This window comes from Marinoscillum pacificum, from assembly GCF_024714495.1.
Taxonomy (GTDB): domain Bacteria; phylum Bacteroidota; class Bacteroidia; order Cytophagales; family Cyclobacteriaceae; genus Marinoscillum; species Marinoscillum pacificum.
In genome coordinates, this window is record NZ_JAMZMJ010000013.1 from 89,737 (window position 1) to 109,249 (window position 19,513).

The window sequence follows — 19,513 nt, forward strand, 5'->3', positions numbered from 1 at the left end:
TATATTTAGTTTTAGTCCGTGTTTAAAGTTAATTGTTATGAAATACATTACAGGTATTGTTTCAGTCTTAATATTATTTTCATGTAATGGTCCTAAGTCGACCTCTCAGGAAGCAGCAGAGGTAGAAGGGTTAAGCGATTCTCTTCGATATGAACAAGAGTCTCACCTGAAGAATATTCGACAGCTCACCTGGGGAGGAAATAATGCCGAAGCATATTGGTCATTTGGTGGTGACCAATTGGTATTTCAGTCTGACTTCTCGGAATGGGGTGTCTCTTGTGATCAGATATTTACATTGGATGTCAATAAAGCACAACCAGGACAAAGACCGCCAATGATCAGTACAAGTCTGGGTCGAACTACTTGTGCTTATTTCTTGCCTGGGGATTCTACCATTGTCTACGGATCTACACACCTTGGAGATTCCTTGTGTCCAGCAAATCCACCTAGATCAGTAGGAGGGAAGTATGTATGGCCGATTTATGATACCTATGATATATTCGTTGCTGATCTGGAAGGTAATATCATCAATCAATTAACTAATACAGAAGGATATGACGCAGAGGCTACTGTATCTCCGACGGGTGATAAAATAGTGTTTACATCTACACGGTCTGGTGATTTAGAATTGTACACCATGAACATCGATGGTTCTGACGTGAAGCAAGTGACTAATGAACTTGGCTACGATGGAGGTGCTTTTTTCTCTCCTGATGGTACCAAGTTGATCTTCAGAGCTTCTCGTCCACAATCGGAAGAAGAGATCAAAGAATACAAAGATTTGTTGGCTCAAGGCTTGGTTCAGCCAACTCAAATGGAGCTTTTCATTTGTAATGTTGATGGCTCTGATTTGAAGCAAATTACCAATCTTGGCAATGCTAATTGGGCACCTTATTTTCATCCATCGGGAGAGAAAGTGGTTTTCTCTTCTAATCATGAGTCCAAAAGAGGATTTCCTTTCAACCTGTATATGATCAACGTTGATGGCACTGGTCTTGAACGAATTACTTACGATGAAGTATTCGATTCATTCGCCATGTTCAGCCCAGACGGGAAGCAATTAGTTTGGGCCTCCAATAGATTTAATGGAGGCAACAGAGACACTAATTTGTTTGTGGCAGAATGGGAAGATTAAAGTGTCGTTTGAAGAGCTAGTCTTTCAGATAAGTAAGAAGTAACTGCTCCAACTGATGATTCGCTTTCTTTTCTGAATACCAGATTCAAAAGTTTGTGGCTATTTCTCCCAATTTGCACCTTAAAAGTGTAAATGAAGTCTTGATATCCATCTTTGAAAGGACTGACATCACTAGTCACGATAGATTCATCTACTTCTAGTGCACTGATATCATTAAATCGATAGACTCTCGTAACTGTATATCCTGACTTGAGTGTCATTTCTTTGGTTTCACAGTTGATGATAATCGTATTTGGATATTTGTATCGCTCATAGATTAATGGCACTCCCAGAAAAACCAATCCACTTAAGATAGTAGTGGCATGTAGTCCTATGTATATGCCAGCAGTTAGTAAGGTTAATCCAATAATTCCAAAAATGATGAAGGTGGTTAGGCTACCAGTGCTGGGCTTTTTTAGGACAGTTGATGAACCTCGTTCAGTGATTTTGTATCCATTTTCTTTCAAAATACTGACGATATTCATTGAGTGAGTAGTGGAGTTCATGATGGTATTTAATTGAATATCAGTCTTCTAAGATACAAAAAATCCCATCACGGCAAGCGATGGGATTAAAATATTGTAATTGCAGGTGAGTTTATTCTGCTATAGTCACCATTCTTTCAACTGTATTGTATGGTCCTGGGATGTTGTTTCCATCTTTGTCAATCAATTCTAATTTGATCGAAACCTGACCTTTTTCTAATCCTTCTATATAATAAGGAGCCCATTCTGTGATCATATGTTCTTCTCCGTTGATTGTGGCTCTTACTTTATTGCCATCTGGAGAAATCGAAGTATTGAATAGGAAGAAATCCAGCATCAATTTTTCAGTGTCCGTTCCACTGTATGTTCCTTTTGGTCTACTATAGAACAAATGCTGAGCTGATTCATCAAATGAAGGAGTACTTTCATCAGGAGATCCTACAACTAATTCTTTTAATATATAAGAAGAACCATTTTTTACAGCCTCATGATAAGACCTGGAAAGAAATGCTAAAATCACATGCTTTCCTTCAGGAAGGCTTTTGGTAAATTCAGGCTCGTAATGAGCGGAATATGGATCATTATTCACAATGAAGTGAATGTGTTGGCCTTTTCCTGAATTAGCGATCCCTCTTGTGCCGGCATCAGGTGTTTGAATGCCCAACTCGTAATTAGTTACCTCAAATTTGAATGCTGTTTTACCTGTATCAAGTGGAGATGATGGCTCTATCATTTCTAATGAAGCTTCATGGTACTCATATGAAGTTGGAGCCTTGTAAATAGTGTATTTTTTAGGGCCTAGATCTTTAGCAGCTTCTTCTACTTTTTCTTCGCCTGTAGTTTCTTTAGATTTTTTTGGAGAGCTGCACGAAAAGATGGTTATGGCTAATAAAAGTGTTAATGCTTGTAAACTGTTACGTTTCATGTGTGAGTTTTTATTTTGTTTAACTAGTTAAGCTGACTTTGGTTTAGTTATTCTCTTCATCCAGGTTTTTGAGTTGACCTTTCTCTGATAGTAGTATGGCTACATTTCTTAATTGTGGAATTTCTTCAAAAACAACAATCATAATAACAGTAATAGGCACACTTAAGATCATTCCCATTACACCCCAGAGTGCTCCCCAAATGGTTAATGATAAAATAACAACAAGCGAACTAATGTTAAGGGAGTCACCCATGATTTTAGGCTCCACAATATTTCCTACTATAACTTGTATGATTCCTACGGAAATAAGTACCATGAACATCGGCCCAAATTCTCCAAACTGAACTACAGCGAATGCTGCAGGGAACAGTGTTGCTATCAACGATCCAATGGTAGGAATATAATTCAAAACAAAAATTAGTATGGCCCAAAATATAGGAGCATCCACACCTATTATAAGAAGAGCGATGTAACTAAGAATACCTGTTATAAGACTTACTATTGTTTTTAAGGTTAGGTACTTACTAATGCTGTGGTCCATTTTTTGAAAAAGCGCCACAATTTTCTTTTTACGTTTCTCATCAGAATATAGGGCATTGAGTTTATGTTCGAAAACAGATTCTTCTAATAATAGGAACAATACATATATAAGTATAAGGAATGAGTTACCTAGTAATACAGAGATATGTTCGAAGAGGGTAGAGGCTGTTGCCGCCAAATCTAATTCCTGTATGTATTTCAACGCTTGATCACTTATATCTACTCCTGTCAGAGTATTAATCTGCAACAGACTTTTATCAAGATTACTTTCATAGAGTTCGATAGAGAGTAAAAGATCAGACATACTAACATAGAGTAACTCTAGAAGTAGTAAGATCACAGCATTAATAACAATAAACCCAATGGTACTTTGTAGCCACATTGGACAATTTTTTCTTAACCAAGGTACTTGTTGAATATTTTCTCTCAATTCATGAATGATGAACCAGATGAGGAGTGCAATTATAAATGGTATGGCATATTCTCGAGCATAGACGAGAAATACAGTTAATCCAATTAGGATAATAAGGAAATGTGACACTTTCCTGATGTCCAGATTTTTATTCATCCAGAAAAGTTAGCATTCTATCGGTCGAATATGTAGGCTGTCAGAATTTTTTTTCCTTTCTAATGAAATATTAAATTTTTATGATGAAATTGTAAAAATGAGCTTAAGAAAAGTTGATGCGGTTGATAATATTGAAAAATTACAACCAATATTGTTAATAATGCAATAATTCAGGGTCTCTACCTAAAATTGGGTATGGTATCTAAGTTAGATTTTTCCTAGGTTTGTTGTGGTTTTATAAGGAGCCGCCTTTTTCCCTTCTTTAAAAACCGCCAAAATTGATTTTTCAACCCTAACCATTTACACTTATGCGAAAATGTGTTTTGGTCTCTCTAGCTATTTTGCTGAGTTGGGGTACGCTATTTGCTCAAGACGAAGATTCATCGTCTGGTAGCGAAGGAGGGTACTTTGATGCAGGAGATTTAGCCTTCGAGATCACAGGAACTCCATTTACAGGAGGATCCTTACTTGACTTTGGCTCGTTCAGAGCAAGGTATGCGGTTACTACAAACATTGTTCCCAGACTTGGGATCAATATGGATTTGAGTAATACGCAAACCACGCCCGATGCTGTAACTAATTACAGCACTTACACTTTGAGACCAGGTTGTGAGTACCATTTCGGTATTCAGGACGGATTCAGGTCTTATGCAGCATTTGATTTTATTGTAGGTCAAAGGATTACCAGTAGGGAGTCCACTACAGACTACAGTATCGACGGTGCTACTGATGTGAGTTTCAGCGGTGGAACGACTTCTAATAGAAGTTATTTCCAGTTTGGGATTGGTGCTGGAGTAGGTGCAGAGTACCACTTTGGTTCCAGATTTTACATTGGTACAGAAGTCGGATTCAATTTGTATCAGCAGTACAACAAAGAGGTTACTGTTAACGGAGAGCTTTTTCAAGAAAAGACTAAAAATAGCTTCGGTAACATCAATACCATGAATTCTGTACGAGTTGGATTTAAATTTCTTTAATTAAATCACTGCAAAAAATGATAAATAATTACAAACAATATTTTATGCGGAATGTAAAAGCTTTGCTTATCGTAATGATAGGCTGTTTTGCTTTCGTAGCGAACGGACAAGAGGTCTCCCTGGATGGGGCATCGATTGTTATTAATTCGTTGGACCCAGCAATTGGGCCTTATTATCCTCTTGATGAAGTTGATGTGAATTATTCAGCTACTGGTTTCCCTACAGGAACTCAGTATTCTGTTATTATGGATATCAATGGCAATAATGAATACGATGATGAAGATATATTACTTGGCTCAAGTACAACTGCATCTGATGTAATCACTATTACTATTCCTATGAGCAACTATGCAATTGAAGAGTTCAACCCTGGAGCACTCTATGTTATCGCTGGAAAAGCAGGTGATGCTGGTGACCGTTGGGATGATTTTTCTGTATCTGCGGATTACAGTGACCTTGATGATGTATTTGGAGAGTCTAATGGTACTTTTCCTGCAACTTTTGATATAGGTGGAGGAACAAATGTGAGATCAGCAACTGTGGGTTATGACTTCAGTGAAGATGAAGATGCGGCTGATTATAACAGTCAGCTCCAAATTACTTTAGATGCTTCTGCTGTTACCACAGATAATCCAATAGTAGTTGAGTACTCTGTTGATAATGAAGAAACATATACTGCATTAACCGATGTTAATGGGGATGATGAATTTGAAGGAACCAATGGTGGAGTGATTTTTGATTTGCCTGCTGATGTTGAAGAATCAGTTGTGTTTTTCAGAATATCTCAACCTGGTAGTGATACTTTCGCTATTGCTACTGATAAGGCTTGGTCATTATCAGAACTATACATTGTACGTTCTACAGGAGATTATGTAGCTTACGGAAGCGAACAGGAATTGACATTTGATATATCAGCTCCTTCATTTTCTTTAACAAATGAAGAGCTTGCTGATTTTGTTGGTGAAGACTTCTCGGTAGACTATGAAGCATTTGGTTTCTCATCAGATGCAACATTCTATTATTATTATGGTGAGAAGGATTCGGTAATACTTGATCCAGAGACTAGAGTTGTTTATGATAATGCAACTGCTAGTGATGGTACATTGGAAGGAACATGGCCTTTAGAAAATGCTAATGACCTTACAGATGATCTTTTTGTAGCCGGATTTTATGGAAACTTTGAAGACCCAACTTACCAATTTGAAAATTCTGTTGTAACAGTTAGTGGTTCTAATGAGTCAGATTTTACTTATACGTTCGATCAAAATACGACAAGAAGCATTACTACAAATGCTGTTGATTTAAGTGGAGAGGAATACGTAACACTAGTTATCGGTTTTGGAGATGTAAATCAAACCAATAGCCAGGGGGATATTTTACTACAGTATAATACTGGTTCTGGATGGGTGACAATTGATGAAATTGAGAGCTTTGCTGACGATGAGACTCTATCTTATGTTTTGGAAAGTGCTGCAATATCTGCAACATCTATGTTCAGATTGAAACAAGTTGGAGTAGCGCTAGGAAGTAGTCAATCTTGGCAAGTTAAATCTTTGGAGATTCAGAAATATTTGTTCCAGGGTGCTATTGCTCAAGTTTCTCCTGTGTCTATTGACAACTACTTAGTTAATATTGATTCGGTTGAGCTTGCAAACGGTGACAATATTGCAAACTCTAATCAAGACTTTTATCCAGGTGATGAAATTTCAATATACGCACACGTTGAAGGTTTTGATCCCGACGGAGATAATTATACAGCTCTTTTAGGAGGTGAATACTTCTTAGAAGATGAAGATTTAACTGTCAATGACGACAGTACAATCGTAATTACCGGGACAATTACCAGAGATATTGTGTATGATGATGATATCACATTGGAAATTGTGAAGTATGAAGGTACTGAAGCCATTCTCGGAACCGACGAAGACATCTTCAATGATTACGATGAGGATGATCTTTTAATTGAAGGAGGAGATTACGAGGGTTCTTATGTATTCTTTGAGCAAAGTGGAAGTCGTTCATTTACCACTCCAGAAATTGAAATTGCATCGAACTCAGGATTGATGGTTTCTTTTGATTTAGAAAGAGAGAATAATGTAAGAAGTCCAGAAGGTACAGAAATTGTCTTAGAGTTTTCTACCGATGGTAGTACTTATACAGTAATTGAAACATTCAACTTGAATGAAGCTGCTGGAGGAGAGTCTTTTGAGGTAACAGAATTTGTTGCAGACGTAGCATCTAATTCTACAACCTTTAGATGGAGACAATTAAGCAACAATGGTTTTGAATTAGATTCATGGTATTTGTGGAACATTCAAATTGAAGGTGCATCTACACTATTTACTCCAGATTATTTGGATTATGAACCAGATTATGAAATCGACGTGTTAGCTCCAGAAATCTCTTTATCTGAAATTCCAGAGGCGAGTGGAGATTTATTCTACGATGATGCGTTCTCTGCTACATTAACTATTGATAATGGAGCACTTCCGGATGGAACCAACTTTTATTTAATGTTAGAGAGAGATGAGCCATTTGATATCATTTTGGATACATTAACTGCTGCGGGTACGTTTAGTGCTACTGTTCCAGCTATCGTTGCAGGAAACTACAACGTTTATGTTATGGTTGATTTTGCAGGAGTTGCTAACTCTAACAGTGTTGTTCTTCCAGTAACTGGTATTTCTATTAATAACATTGTGATATCATCTGATGATGCTATTACAGAAGGAGAAAGCAGTTTCATCTACCCTGCAAGTGATTTAGATATTTCGTATACAATTGTTGGAGATATTGAATTTACAGGAGTTACTTTAACTCTTGAAGTAAAGGATAATGATTTGTCAGCTCCGAATGATTATGTCGTATTAGAATCAGGACTCGCAGCATCTGCATCTGGTACAATAGAAACAAATCTTCCAATAGGGTATAATTACAATGGAGATCCTGAATTTAGATTATCATTAGTAAATGGCAATAGAGAAACAGTTGTATCAGTAATTGATGCCACATGGGGAAGTACTGTAGCCGGAACCTCTCAAGACAACTTCCCTCTTGCAATGAGAGAAGGAGAATATGGTTCAGGAGATGAAAATATTTTTGGTGATACTGATGGAGAAAGATATGCTGAATCAGTTGAATTTGACTTCTCTGATGCATCAGGTGCTGCTGTTAAGTTCGAACTTGATGTTGATAATTATGAAGAAGACGATTGGGTTTTCTTTGAGTATTCTATTGATGAGGGTGATACTTGGGTAGCATTTGATAGTGTTGAATTTGAAGGTAATGGAAGCTTTATTGAAGAGTATTCTGATTTACCTGAGGAAGCTTTGACATCAGCAACTTATTTGAGATTCATTTATAACACTTCTAGTGTTGTAGGATCAGGCGATAACGAAATTTTGTTTGAAGGTATTAGTCTCAGAATGACAGAATTGAACGCCATTGCTATTGCAGATTTTTCATTATCACAAGACTTGCAGTTTGAGAACCTTTCTTTGAGTGTATCTGATTTGGGAGATCCAGATCCAGAATATTCTCTTGGTGAGGAATTTGTTGTAGAGTACAATGCAGATGGACCTTTCCCTTCAGATGTTAGCTTTGCTGTCGTACTAGAAGGTGATCAAGGATACATGGTATTAGATGAGTCAACAGCTACTGGCGCTGCTCAAGTGACTGTTAACTTCCCATCAACTGTTGAAGAGTTAGAAGAAATTGATGATGATTTCGATGACTATCTAATTAAGGTTATTCCTTTCTACAAATCAGGTGATGCTACTTATATGAATGAGGCCATCACTACTAATTTAGACGAAGAAGATTATTTTCTCGCTGTAGATGGTAGAGATGCAAGTGAAACTTCATATGCAGGAACCTTTACTTTCAATGAAGCGGGAGATCGTTCATTGTTAACCTCTGCACTAGACTTAACTGCTACTGATACAGTTACATTGAACTTTACATTTGGTTATACAGGTGGTACTCCTTCAACTTTCTTGACGTTACCTCAGTTGTTGGTATCAACAGATGGAGGTACTTCTTTTGATACATTATCAGTAGGTGAAGACTATTCGTCGTATGATGGTTATTTGTACGAAGGAGCAGCAATTTCAATTGGTATACCTAGCGAATATTTAACTGAAGCTACACATTTCATGTGGGCTCAAGCATTGAATAGAGGTGCAGGGGAAACGACTTGGACTTTAAGTGGAATAAGTATAGTTGAGGGTGAGACTAATGAATTCCCTACAAGCTATTATACACAAGGACCTAATGTTTCTCAAGATGTTGAGTACTTGCAGCCAGATTTGAATAACTACGTTTGGAAGCAAAATGTAATGACTGATCCAGTATTTAATGGTGATACGTTTGATTATTTGTGGACAATTGATTCAACTAAGATTAATGAAACAGAATTCCCTGAAGGAACAGTATTTACTTTCTCTTTAGATGGAGTTACAGACCCTGATACAAACGAAGATGTAATTATTGGAACAACATCGGAGTATGGCGTGAGTTCTGCTTCAGTACCATTTTACGCTAAAAACGGTCAGTATGATATTGGTTTTGTAGCTACTTTAACGGTTGATGAAGTAGAATATGAATTGATGACTGCTGATAGCGTAGGTACGTTAGACATATTCTTGAAATCAATTACTACAATTTATGAGGGGGATGTTACGGATGTTCTATACGCTGGAAATTCTGCTACTTTCTCTATTGACGTAGAAAATGACGAAACAGATAATGCAAGTTTCGACAATCTTTTTGCTACTCTATTGGTTAAAGACTTCTCTGGTGGTGAAGATTTGGTCTTAGCTACTCAGCAAGGTATAGCTGATATCACTGTGGATCTTCCTCCATACGTACGAGGTGGTAGCTTTGAATTCAGAGTAGAATTGACAGAAGATGTTGCACTTGGAGAGGTAGGAGATTTAGTAAGTGAAAATTCGTTTGCAGACTTAGAAATCTATGAAACAGAGTTTGTAAGCAGTGCTATGACTAACTATAATTTCTACGAGTCGTATTTGAATGGTGCAAGCTATTTTAGGACTCGTGTTGATAATAGAGATGGTCAGCAGTCCGTAGATTTATATTACAGAGTTAATGGAGGTGCATGGGTTTATTTTAATACAACTCCGGCAGGTTCAAATTCTTATGAATATTTGAATCTAGATTCAACAACGCCTGATATGCATGATTGGTATGACAATAATGCTAATTCAAATGATAGAATTGAATTTAAATATGAGTATGCTACTGAGGACGGAATTTCGAATTTCTCTGTTACTGAGTTGTATTTCTACAGTGGTGGTACAGCGACTTATGATGCAGATTCTTATATTGATTACACAACATATAGTGGTGTTAGACAATTCCCTAATGATTATGGTAGAGGTTTAATAACTACTCGTGATTTTGAAGTTGGAGAATTGGAAGGCGCTGCTTTGGTTACGTTTGATTTGACTTTTGATGAAACGTTAGAGAATCTAGGACCAAATCAACAATTGATATTTGAATATTCAATTGATGAAGGAGTTTCTTATGTTCAATTGGATACTTTCCCTACCTTGGATTATTACGATGATCCAGAAATGCAATCAAATATCTCCGATTCCTTCACTTATCAATTAAATGATGATATAAGAGGTAATGCAACTAGATTCAGATTTAGACAAGAAGAGCGCAATGGAATTAATGTTGTAATAAGCAACTTTGAATTCCTCTCAGGTGAAAGTCTTCCATTCGAATATGTATCTAGCAGTGTTAATGTAGTTAACCAAGCAGTGTTGATTTCATCTGTTAGTACTGATGATGCATGTGCAAGTGAGGAGATTGAATTATCATATGAAATCAGAGGTAAGTTTGATTCGGACAATGTAATGTCTGTTTATTACTCTACTGGTTCAGGATATACAATGTTGAGTGGGTATGAGTTTGAAGCAACTGAAGGTACAGGAACTGAAACTGTAAGTATTCCAACAAGTATTATCGAAGGTTTGTCAAATAATACTAATATCTGGTTTAGACTAGATTATGACAATGATGGAGATGACTACATGGATGTTAATGGTTCTGGAACTCCATCTGAGAGATCTGTGGAGCTTATAGCATTAATAGATCAAGATGCTGAGTTTAGTTTTGATGATGTATTAGAATGTGAAGGTGGTGACGTGATCGTTAATGTTGACGATGTACAAGATTACTTCATGTATGAAATCATCAATTCTGCTGATGCATCTGTACTTGGAAGTCTTACTTATGACCCAGATCTTGATGATACGGAGATTAATATTGGCACTATCTCAGAAACAACTGAATTGGAAATGAGAATTACTGCTATGTCTTCGAATGGAACTACTTGTAGTTCTTATACATCAGATTATACAGACAGACTTGATTATTTACCTAATTACGCTCTTTACAGAGAAACTGTTAATGGTAGTGAATATGTGCTAGTTGGTGCTGGTGAATCTTACACAGTATGTGAGGATGCAACTGGAATTCTAGAATTAAGTGCTAGAAGATTAGTAGATGCTAGTCTTTCAGGAGCTTACGGTTCTGTAGAGTGGTTTAGAGATGATTTGTCTAACCCAGTTAGTACCGACGCAACTCTTGGTGATAATGAAGGATTCAGAGTTTCTGGTACTTATTTTGCAAGGGTTACAACTTCAAGTTGTATTTATATGACTGATAGTGTCGAAGTAGAAGTATTAGATGCTCCAGATAGACCTGCTATTACTGTTGTAAGTGGAGCTCTTACATTCTGTGATGGTGACGGTGAAGTGGTATTGGAAGCACCAGCAGGATTCAATCATTATATGTGGTCTACAGGTGCAACAACACAATCTATCACAGTTGATGAAGATGGAGCTTACTCTGTAAGTGTTTCTAACATTTCATTTGATCTATCATGTGGTAGCCCATATTCTGAAGAAGTGGTTGTTGAATCAATTTCTTCACCAGATTTCAACGTGATGAATACTTCATTCTATGATGAGGATAATATCATTGATGAAGGATCTGTAATTGAGTCATGTGATAATGCATACTTGTATTTCTTTGAAAATACTGGATATGGTAACTCAGGAACTGTAACTGTTTATTCAGTGGCAGATGATGGTACAGAAACCGTTTATGCAACAACTACAGGTAATAACCTGGAGGTTACAGCTTCAGGCATGTATCGTGCTGATAGATTTAGTTCTGATGTGAACGCTACTTGTGTTGAATCTACAGGAGTATTTGAAGTAGTTATAAATGACATACCTGTTGGAACTCCAACTTTGGAAGTTACTGGAGACCTGGCTTTCTGTACTGGTGAAGGTAGTGCTACATTAACTGCGCCTGCTGGATTTGATTATTATCAATGGTATAGAAACGGTGGTACAATCAATTCGAACCAAAGTGGATTTGCAAATACTACCAATACTATTACGGTAGCTGAAGGTGGAATTTATTCTGTGAAAGTTGGTAATGCAGCTGGATGTTATGGAAGAATCTCAAATACCATTGAGATTAAGGAACGTTCACTTCCTTCTTTACCTAGTTTGACTCAAACAGATGCAACTTGTGGTGAAGGGGTAATAGAGTTTAGAATTAATTCATCTAGTTCGTCTTACTCATATCAGTTGATCAATGCTGAAACTGGTCTTGCTTCGGGAGCACCTGTAAAAGGTAACTCTTCAACGACTACATATATTTATTCTGATGCTGTAAGTGAAGCAACTCCGTTCTATGTTGAGGTGACATATTTCGACGGTTCTGGATGTGTGAACTTTAATGAGTTCTCAACTTATACTGGACAGCCTAATAATGTTCATCTAGAATTGGATGGAGCTACTATTGACGCGATAATATCTAGTTATTCAGGATGGCAGGAAATCAGATGGTACAGAAATGGAGTAGAACTTAGAAATAAGACTAACTCTTCTAGTGTTACTGTTCTTGATAATGCTGAATATATGGTTGAAGTTGATTTTGAAGGTACTGGAGGTGTTTGTACTGTTTCATCTAACGCAGTTTCTGCTGATGGAGGAGGAAGAACAACCTTACCTGATGGTGCTTCAATTGTAGCAAGTACTTATCCGAATCCTACAACTGATGTTGTGAACTTAGAAATACCAGGTGAAGAACTTGGTTCTGTTAGAGTTCAAATAATGACATTGTCAGGTCAGATCGTTATGGACCAAACTTTCGAGAAGAATGCTGAGCAGTTTACACAACAAATCAATATTTCTACTTTCGAGACTGGTATTTACAACATGACTGTAAGTCAAGGTTCAAAAGTTGAGAACATCAGAATCGTAAAACAATAAGAATCATGAACAAAGTATTAAGTTATATATTTCTAGCAGGGATGGCGCTTTTTGCCATCTCCTGTGCAGAACCTGTAGCACCAAATGCTGGTGGAGTTAGAGCAGGTGACTGGATTGTTCAGGAATATTATGTAGATGGTCAATTAGCTGCCGGTGGTGGTAATGATATCATCTATCGATTAACTCTTGAGCTGGATGACTCATTCCTGCTGACAGATCAAAACGGTGTTTTGACTATTGGTACATGGGATGCTACTGAGACTACACTTACCTTAACTGGTGAGGATGGTACAGTCTTAGATTTTGCAATCGTTTATAATGGGTATAGTAAGATGCATCTATTACAGACAATAAGCGGGTCTACTACTGGTACAATTGAAATCCGTTATTTGATGGATTGGAATAATGCAAATGATTATTAATATTATTTGAATAAAATATAAAAGCCCTGGCGTTTACGCCAGGGCTTTTTTGTTTAAGGTATCTCGTGAAGGGTTTAGAGCAGTGAGGCTTAATCCTTTAGGAAACTTCTAAGTACATAGTTTAAGATGCCTCCATGCTTATAGTAAGCTACATCCACACTAGAGTCCAGTCTTACTTTCGCTTTGAATTCAATCTTATCTCCATTTGACTTAGTGGCAATGACTTCTACTTCTTGTGCTGCTTTCAAATCAGATAGACCAAGAATATCGAAGCTTTCATCTCCTTGTAGTCCTAAGGTGTTTTGAGTTTCGCCTTCCAGGAATTGGAGTGGTAATACACCCATACCAACCAGGTTGGAGCGGTGAATACGCTCGTAGCTTTCAGTGATTACGGCTTTTACTCCCAGTAAAGTCGTTCCTTTTGCAGCCCAGTCCCTTGATGAACCGGAACCGTACTCCTTACCTCCAATAACAACTAGCGGAGTGTTGTCTGCTTGATATTTCATAGCAGCATCGTATACCGGCATTTCTTCTCCAGTTGGATGATATGTAGTCCATCCTCCTTCTCTTGAGGCTAATTTGTTTTTAATACGTACATTGGCAAAGGTTCCGCGCATCATCACCTCATGATTTCCTCTTCTGGATCCATAGGAGTTAAAGTCTCGCTGTTGTACACCATGCTCTGTAAGATATTGCCCTGCAGGATGTTCTGGTTGGAACTTACCGGCTGGTGAAATGTGGTCAGTTGTAACCATATCTCCTAACTGTAACAAAACTTTAGCTCCTGTGATGTCTTCAGGCTCAGGCACTTCTTCAGAGATATTTTTAAAGAATGGTGCTTCCTGGATATATGTAGATTCATTATCCCATTCATAGATATTGCCTTCTGGGGCATTTAGTTCTTTCCATGTCTCATCACCATCAAAGATTTTCTCATAAGAAATTTTATAATCTTCTGGAGTTACTACCACGTCCATTAGTTCGTTAATCTCAGCTTGTGTTGGCCAGATATCTTTTAAGTATATTTCGACACCATTGGAGTCAATTCCTAAAGGCTCGTTGTTCATATCAAAATCCATTCTTCCAGCTATAGCGTAGGCCACAACTAACATTGGGGAAGCCAGGAAATTCATTTTAATATTTGGGTGAATTCTAGCTTCAAAGTTTCTATTTCCAGAAAGTGCTGAACAAACAACCAGATCATTCTCAATTACGGCTTTCTGCACTTCAGGCATCATATCACCGGAGTTACCAATACAGGTGGTACACCCGTATCCCACAGTATGGAATTTCAATGCTTCTAGATAAGGTAGAAGTTCAGATTTCTTTAGATAGTCTGTTACTACTCTGGATCCTGGTGCTAAAGAAGTTTTGACCCATGGCTTCACATCTAATCCCAATTCTACCGCCTTCTTAGCAACCAGTCCTGCACCGATCATTACGCTTGGGTTTGAGGTATTGGTGCAAGAAGTTATAGCCGCAATTACCACTGCTCCATCAGATAGATTATATCTAATGTCACCTTTTTTCATAGTGACGCTTTTTATCTCACCATCCACTGTAATTGGCTCTGCTACAGCTCCGCCTTCATTTAGCCATACACCGGTTCTTTCCTGAACTGGAATGTAGGTTCTACTATGAGTCTCTTTCAATAAACCAATAACCTGCTCTTTAGCATTGCGAAGTAGAATTTTGTCTTGTGGTCTTTTTGGACCACTTATGGTAGGTTCTACCGTGCTCAAATCCAGTTCAATTACATCTGTGTATTCGATTTGATCTTCTGGGTTTCTCCAGAATAGATTTTCTTTAGCGTAGGATTCGACCATGTCCACATGCTCTTTTGATCGATTTGTTTTAAGCATGTATGCGAGCGTCTGATCATCTATTGGCCAGTGAGTGTCTGTACAACCAAACTCGGGAGACATGTTACTAATGGTTCCTCTATCCGGAACGGTTAAGTGTTCCAAACCAGGACCAAAAATTTCAACCATTTTACCAACTACTCCATAGTCTCTCAACAGTCGGGTAACTGTCAGAACAAGGTCTGTAGACGTAGCACCTTCCGGTAATGCCCCTGTTAACTTAAGTCCAATTACTTCAGGGAGTATCATGTAGATAGGCTGACCAAGCATGGCAGCTTCAGCTTCTATTCCTCCGACTCCCCAACCAAGTACTCCAATTCCATTGACCATTGGGGTATGTGAATCAGTACCTACCAAAGTGTCAGGAAACAGATAGCCATCTCTGTCAATGACTCCTTTAGCCAAATATTCCAGGTTTACCTGGTGACAAATTCCCATGCCAGGAGGTACTACAGAGAAATTGGTGAATGCTTTCTGAGCCCATTTTAGAAGTTTGTAACGCTCCTCATTTCGTTGATATTCTAGATCTACATTTTTTTTGTACGAATTCAGTGTTCCAAAATATTCAACCATTACCGAGTGGTCAATGACCATGTCGGCAGGAACTACTGGATTCGTTTTGCCAGTGTCTTTTCCTTTTCTGGCTACTTCAGAGCGAATGCTAGCTATATCAACTACTGCAGGTACTCCAGTGAAGTCCTGCATCAATACTCTCGCAGGAGTGTATGGGATGTCTTTTTTGCCCGCTGTGCTTTTCCAATTTAGGAGAGTTTCTAAATGCTCTTCAGTAACTGCAAAGTCATCGTAATTTCGAATGGCATTTTCTAATAATATTCTGATTGAGTAAGGAAGAGTTTTAACTTCAGGTCGCTTTTCTGCTAGTTGCTGAAGCGAGTAATATTTACGCTTCCCTAAGGGAGTGGTAAGTTCCTTTTCGATACCAAAAAAATCTTGTGGCATGTGTAGGTATGTTTTAGTTTTTTCTATCAACAAGTTCTATTGAACTGTTTATTAACCTAACCAGCAATCAGGGTTAATGTTCTTTTGATCAGTACCTAATTAGGGAATGATATAAGTTATTCTTATTAAATCAGATGAATCATAATTAAGTCTTCATAAGTCCACCTCATATAATTTGAATTGAATGAAAGGGTATAATGGTGGTTTATTTAACTTTGGCTCGCAATTCTCAATTTGGAATTTTTAAGGTTATAGAGTTGACCTTCCTTCTGAAGAATTGTGCTCACAGCTTGAGAATGGTTTTTCATTCATTAGTTATTATAAACGGGCAGTTATGTGAGTTGAAATTTTGCCTTTAATACTGAAAAGACGTCTGTTATGAACATCTACAACGATTACCTAAAGGAGATCGAAGAAAGAAAAGCACAAGGGCTGCACCCAAAGCCAATTGATGATGCTGAATTATTAAGTGAGATTATTTCTCAAATCAAAGATGCAGGAAATGAGCATAGAGAAGATTCTCTAAAATTTTTCATTTACAATACACTACCAGGTACAACAAGTGCCGCAGGTGTCAAGGCAAAATTTTTAAAGGAGATCATCCTTGGTAAGTCTGTTGTAGAAGAAATTTCATCAGATTTCGCATTCGAATTGCTTTCGCATATGAAAGGTGGTCCATCTATCGAAGTGCTATTGGATTTGGCGCTTGGTAATGATGAAGCTATTGCTAAGAGTGCGGCCAAAGTCTTAAAGACTCAGGTGTTCTTATACGATGCAGATTACGATAGATTAAAAGAGGCTTTCAAAGCAGGAAATGCAATCGCTAAAGAGTTGCTTGAAAGTTATGCGAAGGCAGAGTTCTTTACAGAATTACCTGAGGTAGAAGAAGAAATCAAGATCGTAACCTTCATAGCAGGTACAGGCGATATCTCTACAGACTTATTGTCTCCTGGTGCTGATGCACACTCTAGATCAGATCGTGAGCTTCATGGTCAATGTATCTTTGAGCACAATAAAGACATGCAAAAGGCGCTTACTGAATTGAAAGCGCAGCACCCAGATAAGCGAGTAATGTTGATCGCTGAAAAAGGAACCATGGGTGTAGGTTCATCTAGAATGTCAGGTGTTAACAATGTTGCTTTGTGGACAGGAATCCCGGGTAGTCCATATGTGCCATTTGTCAACATTGCTCCAATCATTGCTGGTACTAATGGTATCTCTCCAATCTTCTTGACTACTGTTGGTGTAACTGGTGGAATCGGTATCGATTTAAAGAACTGGGTGAAGAAAACCGATGCGGAAGGTAATGTGGTGAAAGATGCTGATGGTGAGCCTATTTTGGAAGAAGCATATTCTGTTGCTACAGGTACTGTTTTGACGATCAATACCAAAGAGAAAAAATTATACAATGGTGATCAGGAGTTGATTGATATTTCGTCATCATTGACCCCACAAAAAGTGGAGTTTATCAAAGCGGGTGGCTCTTATGCCGTAGTATTCGGTAAGAAGTTGCAGACTTTTGCTGCTAAGACTTTAGGAATCGAAGCTCCAGTAGTATTTGCTCCATCTAAAGAGATTTCTAATGACGGTGTAGGTCTTACAGCCGTAGAGAAAATATTCAACAAAAACGCTGTAGGAAATACTCCTGGTAAGGTTCTTCATGCTGGTTCAGATGTTCGTGTGGAAGTGAATATCGTAGGATCTCAGGATACTACAGGTTTGATGACTGCTCAGGAGTTGGAATCAATGGCAGCTACTGTTATCTCCCCAATTGTGGATGCAGGATACCAGTCTGGTTGTCACACTGCATCAGTTTGGGATTCAAAAGCCCAGGCAAATATCCCGAAATTGATGAAGTTCATGAATGATTTCGGTTTGATTACTGGTCGTGATCCAAAAGGTCAATATCCAGCTATGACTGATGTAATTCACAAAGTGCTGAATGACATCACTGTAAATGATTGGGATATCACAATTGGTGGTGACTCTCACACCAGAATGTCTAAAGGAGTTGCTTTCGGAGCTGACTCAGGTACCGTAGCACTAGCATTAGCTACAGGAGAGGCTTCTATGCCAATTCCTCAGTCGGTGAAAGTAACTTTCAAAGGTGAGATGAAAAGTTACATGGACTTCCGTGATGTAGTTCATGCTACTCAAGCTCAAATGTTGAAGCAATTTAGCGGAGAGAATGTATTCCAGGGTAGAGTGATTGAAGTACATATTGGGACTTTGACGGCTGACCAGGCATTCACATTTACCGATTGGACAGCTGAAATGAAAGCGAAAGCTTCTATCTGTATTTCTGAAGATGAGACGTTGATCGAATCTCTTGAAATCGCTAAAGGTAGGATTCAGATCATGATCGAGAAGGGCATGGACAATGAAGGTAAGGTACTTCAAGGGTTGATCGATAAAGCTGATAAGCGTATTGCTGAAATCAAATCTGGTGAGAACCCTACATTGAAGCCTGATGCCAATGCGAAATATTATGCTGAAGTAGAGGTGGATCTTGATATCGTAGGTGAGCCGATGATTGCTGATCCAGATGTGAATAACATTGACGTATCGAAGCGATACACGCACGATACCATCAGACCACTTTCTTTCTACGGTGGTGAGAAAAAAGTAGATCTTGGATTTGTGGGATCATGCATGGTTCACAAAGGTGATATGAAGATTCTTGCTCAAATGTTGAAAAACGTAGAGGCACAGCAAGGTAAAGTAGAATTTAAAGCGCCATTGGTAGTAGCACCTCCAACATACAATATCGTTGACGAGTTGAAAGCAGAGGGAGACTGGGAAGTATTGGAAAAATACTCTGGTTTCGTATTTGATGATAATAACCCGAAAGCTGCTGCTCGTACCAAGTACGACAACATGTTGTACTTAGAGCGTCCAGGTTGTAACCTATGTATGGGTAACCAGGAAAAAGCGGAGCCAGGTGATACGGTGATGGCAACTTCAACTCGTTTGTTCCAGGGTAGAGTAGTGAAGGATTCTAATGAGAAAAAAGGAGAGTCTTTACTTTCTTCCACTCCAGTGGTTGTACTTTCTACCATTCTTGGAAGAACTCCTAAGATGGATGAATATGAAGCTGCTGTAAAAGGCATCGATTTGACCAAATTCAAGCCTAGCGGCAAAGCATTGGTTAGATAATCCGATTTTCTGAATAAAATTCAGAGTTTAGGCAACAAAATGGTTAGTGTCTGATGTTTACATTTCAGGTGCTAACCATTTTTTATTTGGGCACACCTTTGTAAATTTTGAATTCAATTCAATTAG

9 protein-coding genes are annotated in these 19,513 nt (G+C 38.1%); 5 read left to right on the plus strand and 4 right to left on the minus strand.

All coding sequences use genetic code 11. From position 1 onward, the window contains the following. The first annotated feature begins 37 nt into the window (after positions 1-37). Positions 38-1,135 (plus strand): TolB family protein, encoded by a 1,098-nt coding sequence (locus tag NXS00_RS21980; protein WP_258101436.1) that lies wholly within the window; start codon positions 38-40, stop codon positions 1,133-1,135. Here NXS00_RS21980 and NXS00_RS21985 read toward each other — a convergent pair. From NXS00_RS21985 to NXS00_RS21995, 3 genes are all read right to left on the minus strand, one after another. Next, positions 1,132-1,680: a hypothetical protein gene (locus NXS00_RS21985; RefSeq protein WP_258101437.1), complete on the minus strand. Its 549-nt coding sequence runs from the start codon at positions 1,678-1,680 to the stop codon at positions 1,132-1,134. The two genes, NXS00_RS21980 and NXS00_RS21985, sit on opposite strands and share 4 nt — an antisense overlap. A 91-nt stretch (positions 1,681-1,771) precedes the next feature. Then, a complete protein-coding gene (locus NXS00_RS21990; protein WP_258101438.1) occupies positions 1,772-2,584 on the minus strand; it encodes an outer membrane protein assembly factor BamD in 813 nt (270 codons plus the stop codon). 43 nt (positions 2,585-2,627) lie between these two features. Continuing rightward, positions 2,628-3,692 (minus strand): AI-2E family transporter, encoded by a 1,065-nt coding sequence (locus tag NXS00_RS21995; RefSeq protein ID WP_258101439.1) that lies wholly within the window; start codon positions 3,690-3,692, stop codon positions 2,628-2,630. A 308-nt stretch (positions 3,693-4,000) separates the two neighbouring features. Here NXS00_RS21995 and NXS00_RS22000 point away from each other — a divergent pair, with 308 nt between their 5' ends. Genes NXS00_RS22000 through NXS00_RS22010 form a run of 3 tightly spaced genes read left to right on the plus strand, consistent with a single transcriptional unit; the run spans position 4,001 to position 13,409 of the window. Then, entirely contained in the window at positions 4,001-4,669 is a 669-nt protein-coding gene (locus NXS00_RS22000; RefSeq protein WP_258101440.1) for an outer membrane beta-barrel protein, read from the plus strand. Between the two features lie 44 nt (positions 4,670-4,713). Then, positions 4,714-12,987 (plus strand): T9SS type A sorting domain-containing protein, encoded by an 8,274-nt coding sequence (locus NXS00_RS22005; protein ID WP_258101441.1) that lies wholly within the window; start codon positions 4,714-4,716, stop codon positions 12,985-12,987. A gap of 5 nt (positions 12,988-12,992) precedes the next feature. After that, positions 12,993-13,409 carry a hypothetical protein gene (locus NXS00_RS22010; RefSeq protein WP_258101442.1) on the plus strand — a complete coding sequence of 139 codons (417 nt, stop codon included), beginning with the start codon at positions 12,993-12,995 and terminating at the stop codon, positions 13,407-13,409. Between the two features lie 89 nt (positions 13,410-13,498). On the opposite strand, the gene acnA is transcribed toward NXS00_RS22010, so the two are convergent. Further along, the gene (gene acnA, locus NXS00_RS22015; protein WP_258101443.1) at positions 13,499-16,231 is read right to left on the minus strand and encodes an aconitate hydratase AcnA; all 2,733 of its coding nucleotides are present in this window, start codon (positions 16,229-16,231) and stop codon (positions 13,499-13,501) included. 378 nt (positions 16,232-16,609) lie between these two features. Here acnA and NXS00_RS22020 point away from each other — a divergent pair, with 378 nt between their 5' ends. Then, the gene (locus NXS00_RS22020) at positions 16,610-19,387 is read left to right on the plus strand and encodes a bifunctional aconitate hydratase 2/2-methylisocitrate dehydratase (RefSeq protein WP_258101444.1); all 2,778 of its coding nucleotides are present in this window, start codon (positions 16,610-16,612) and stop codon (positions 19,385-19,387) included. Positions 19,388-19,513: the final 126 nt, after the last annotated feature.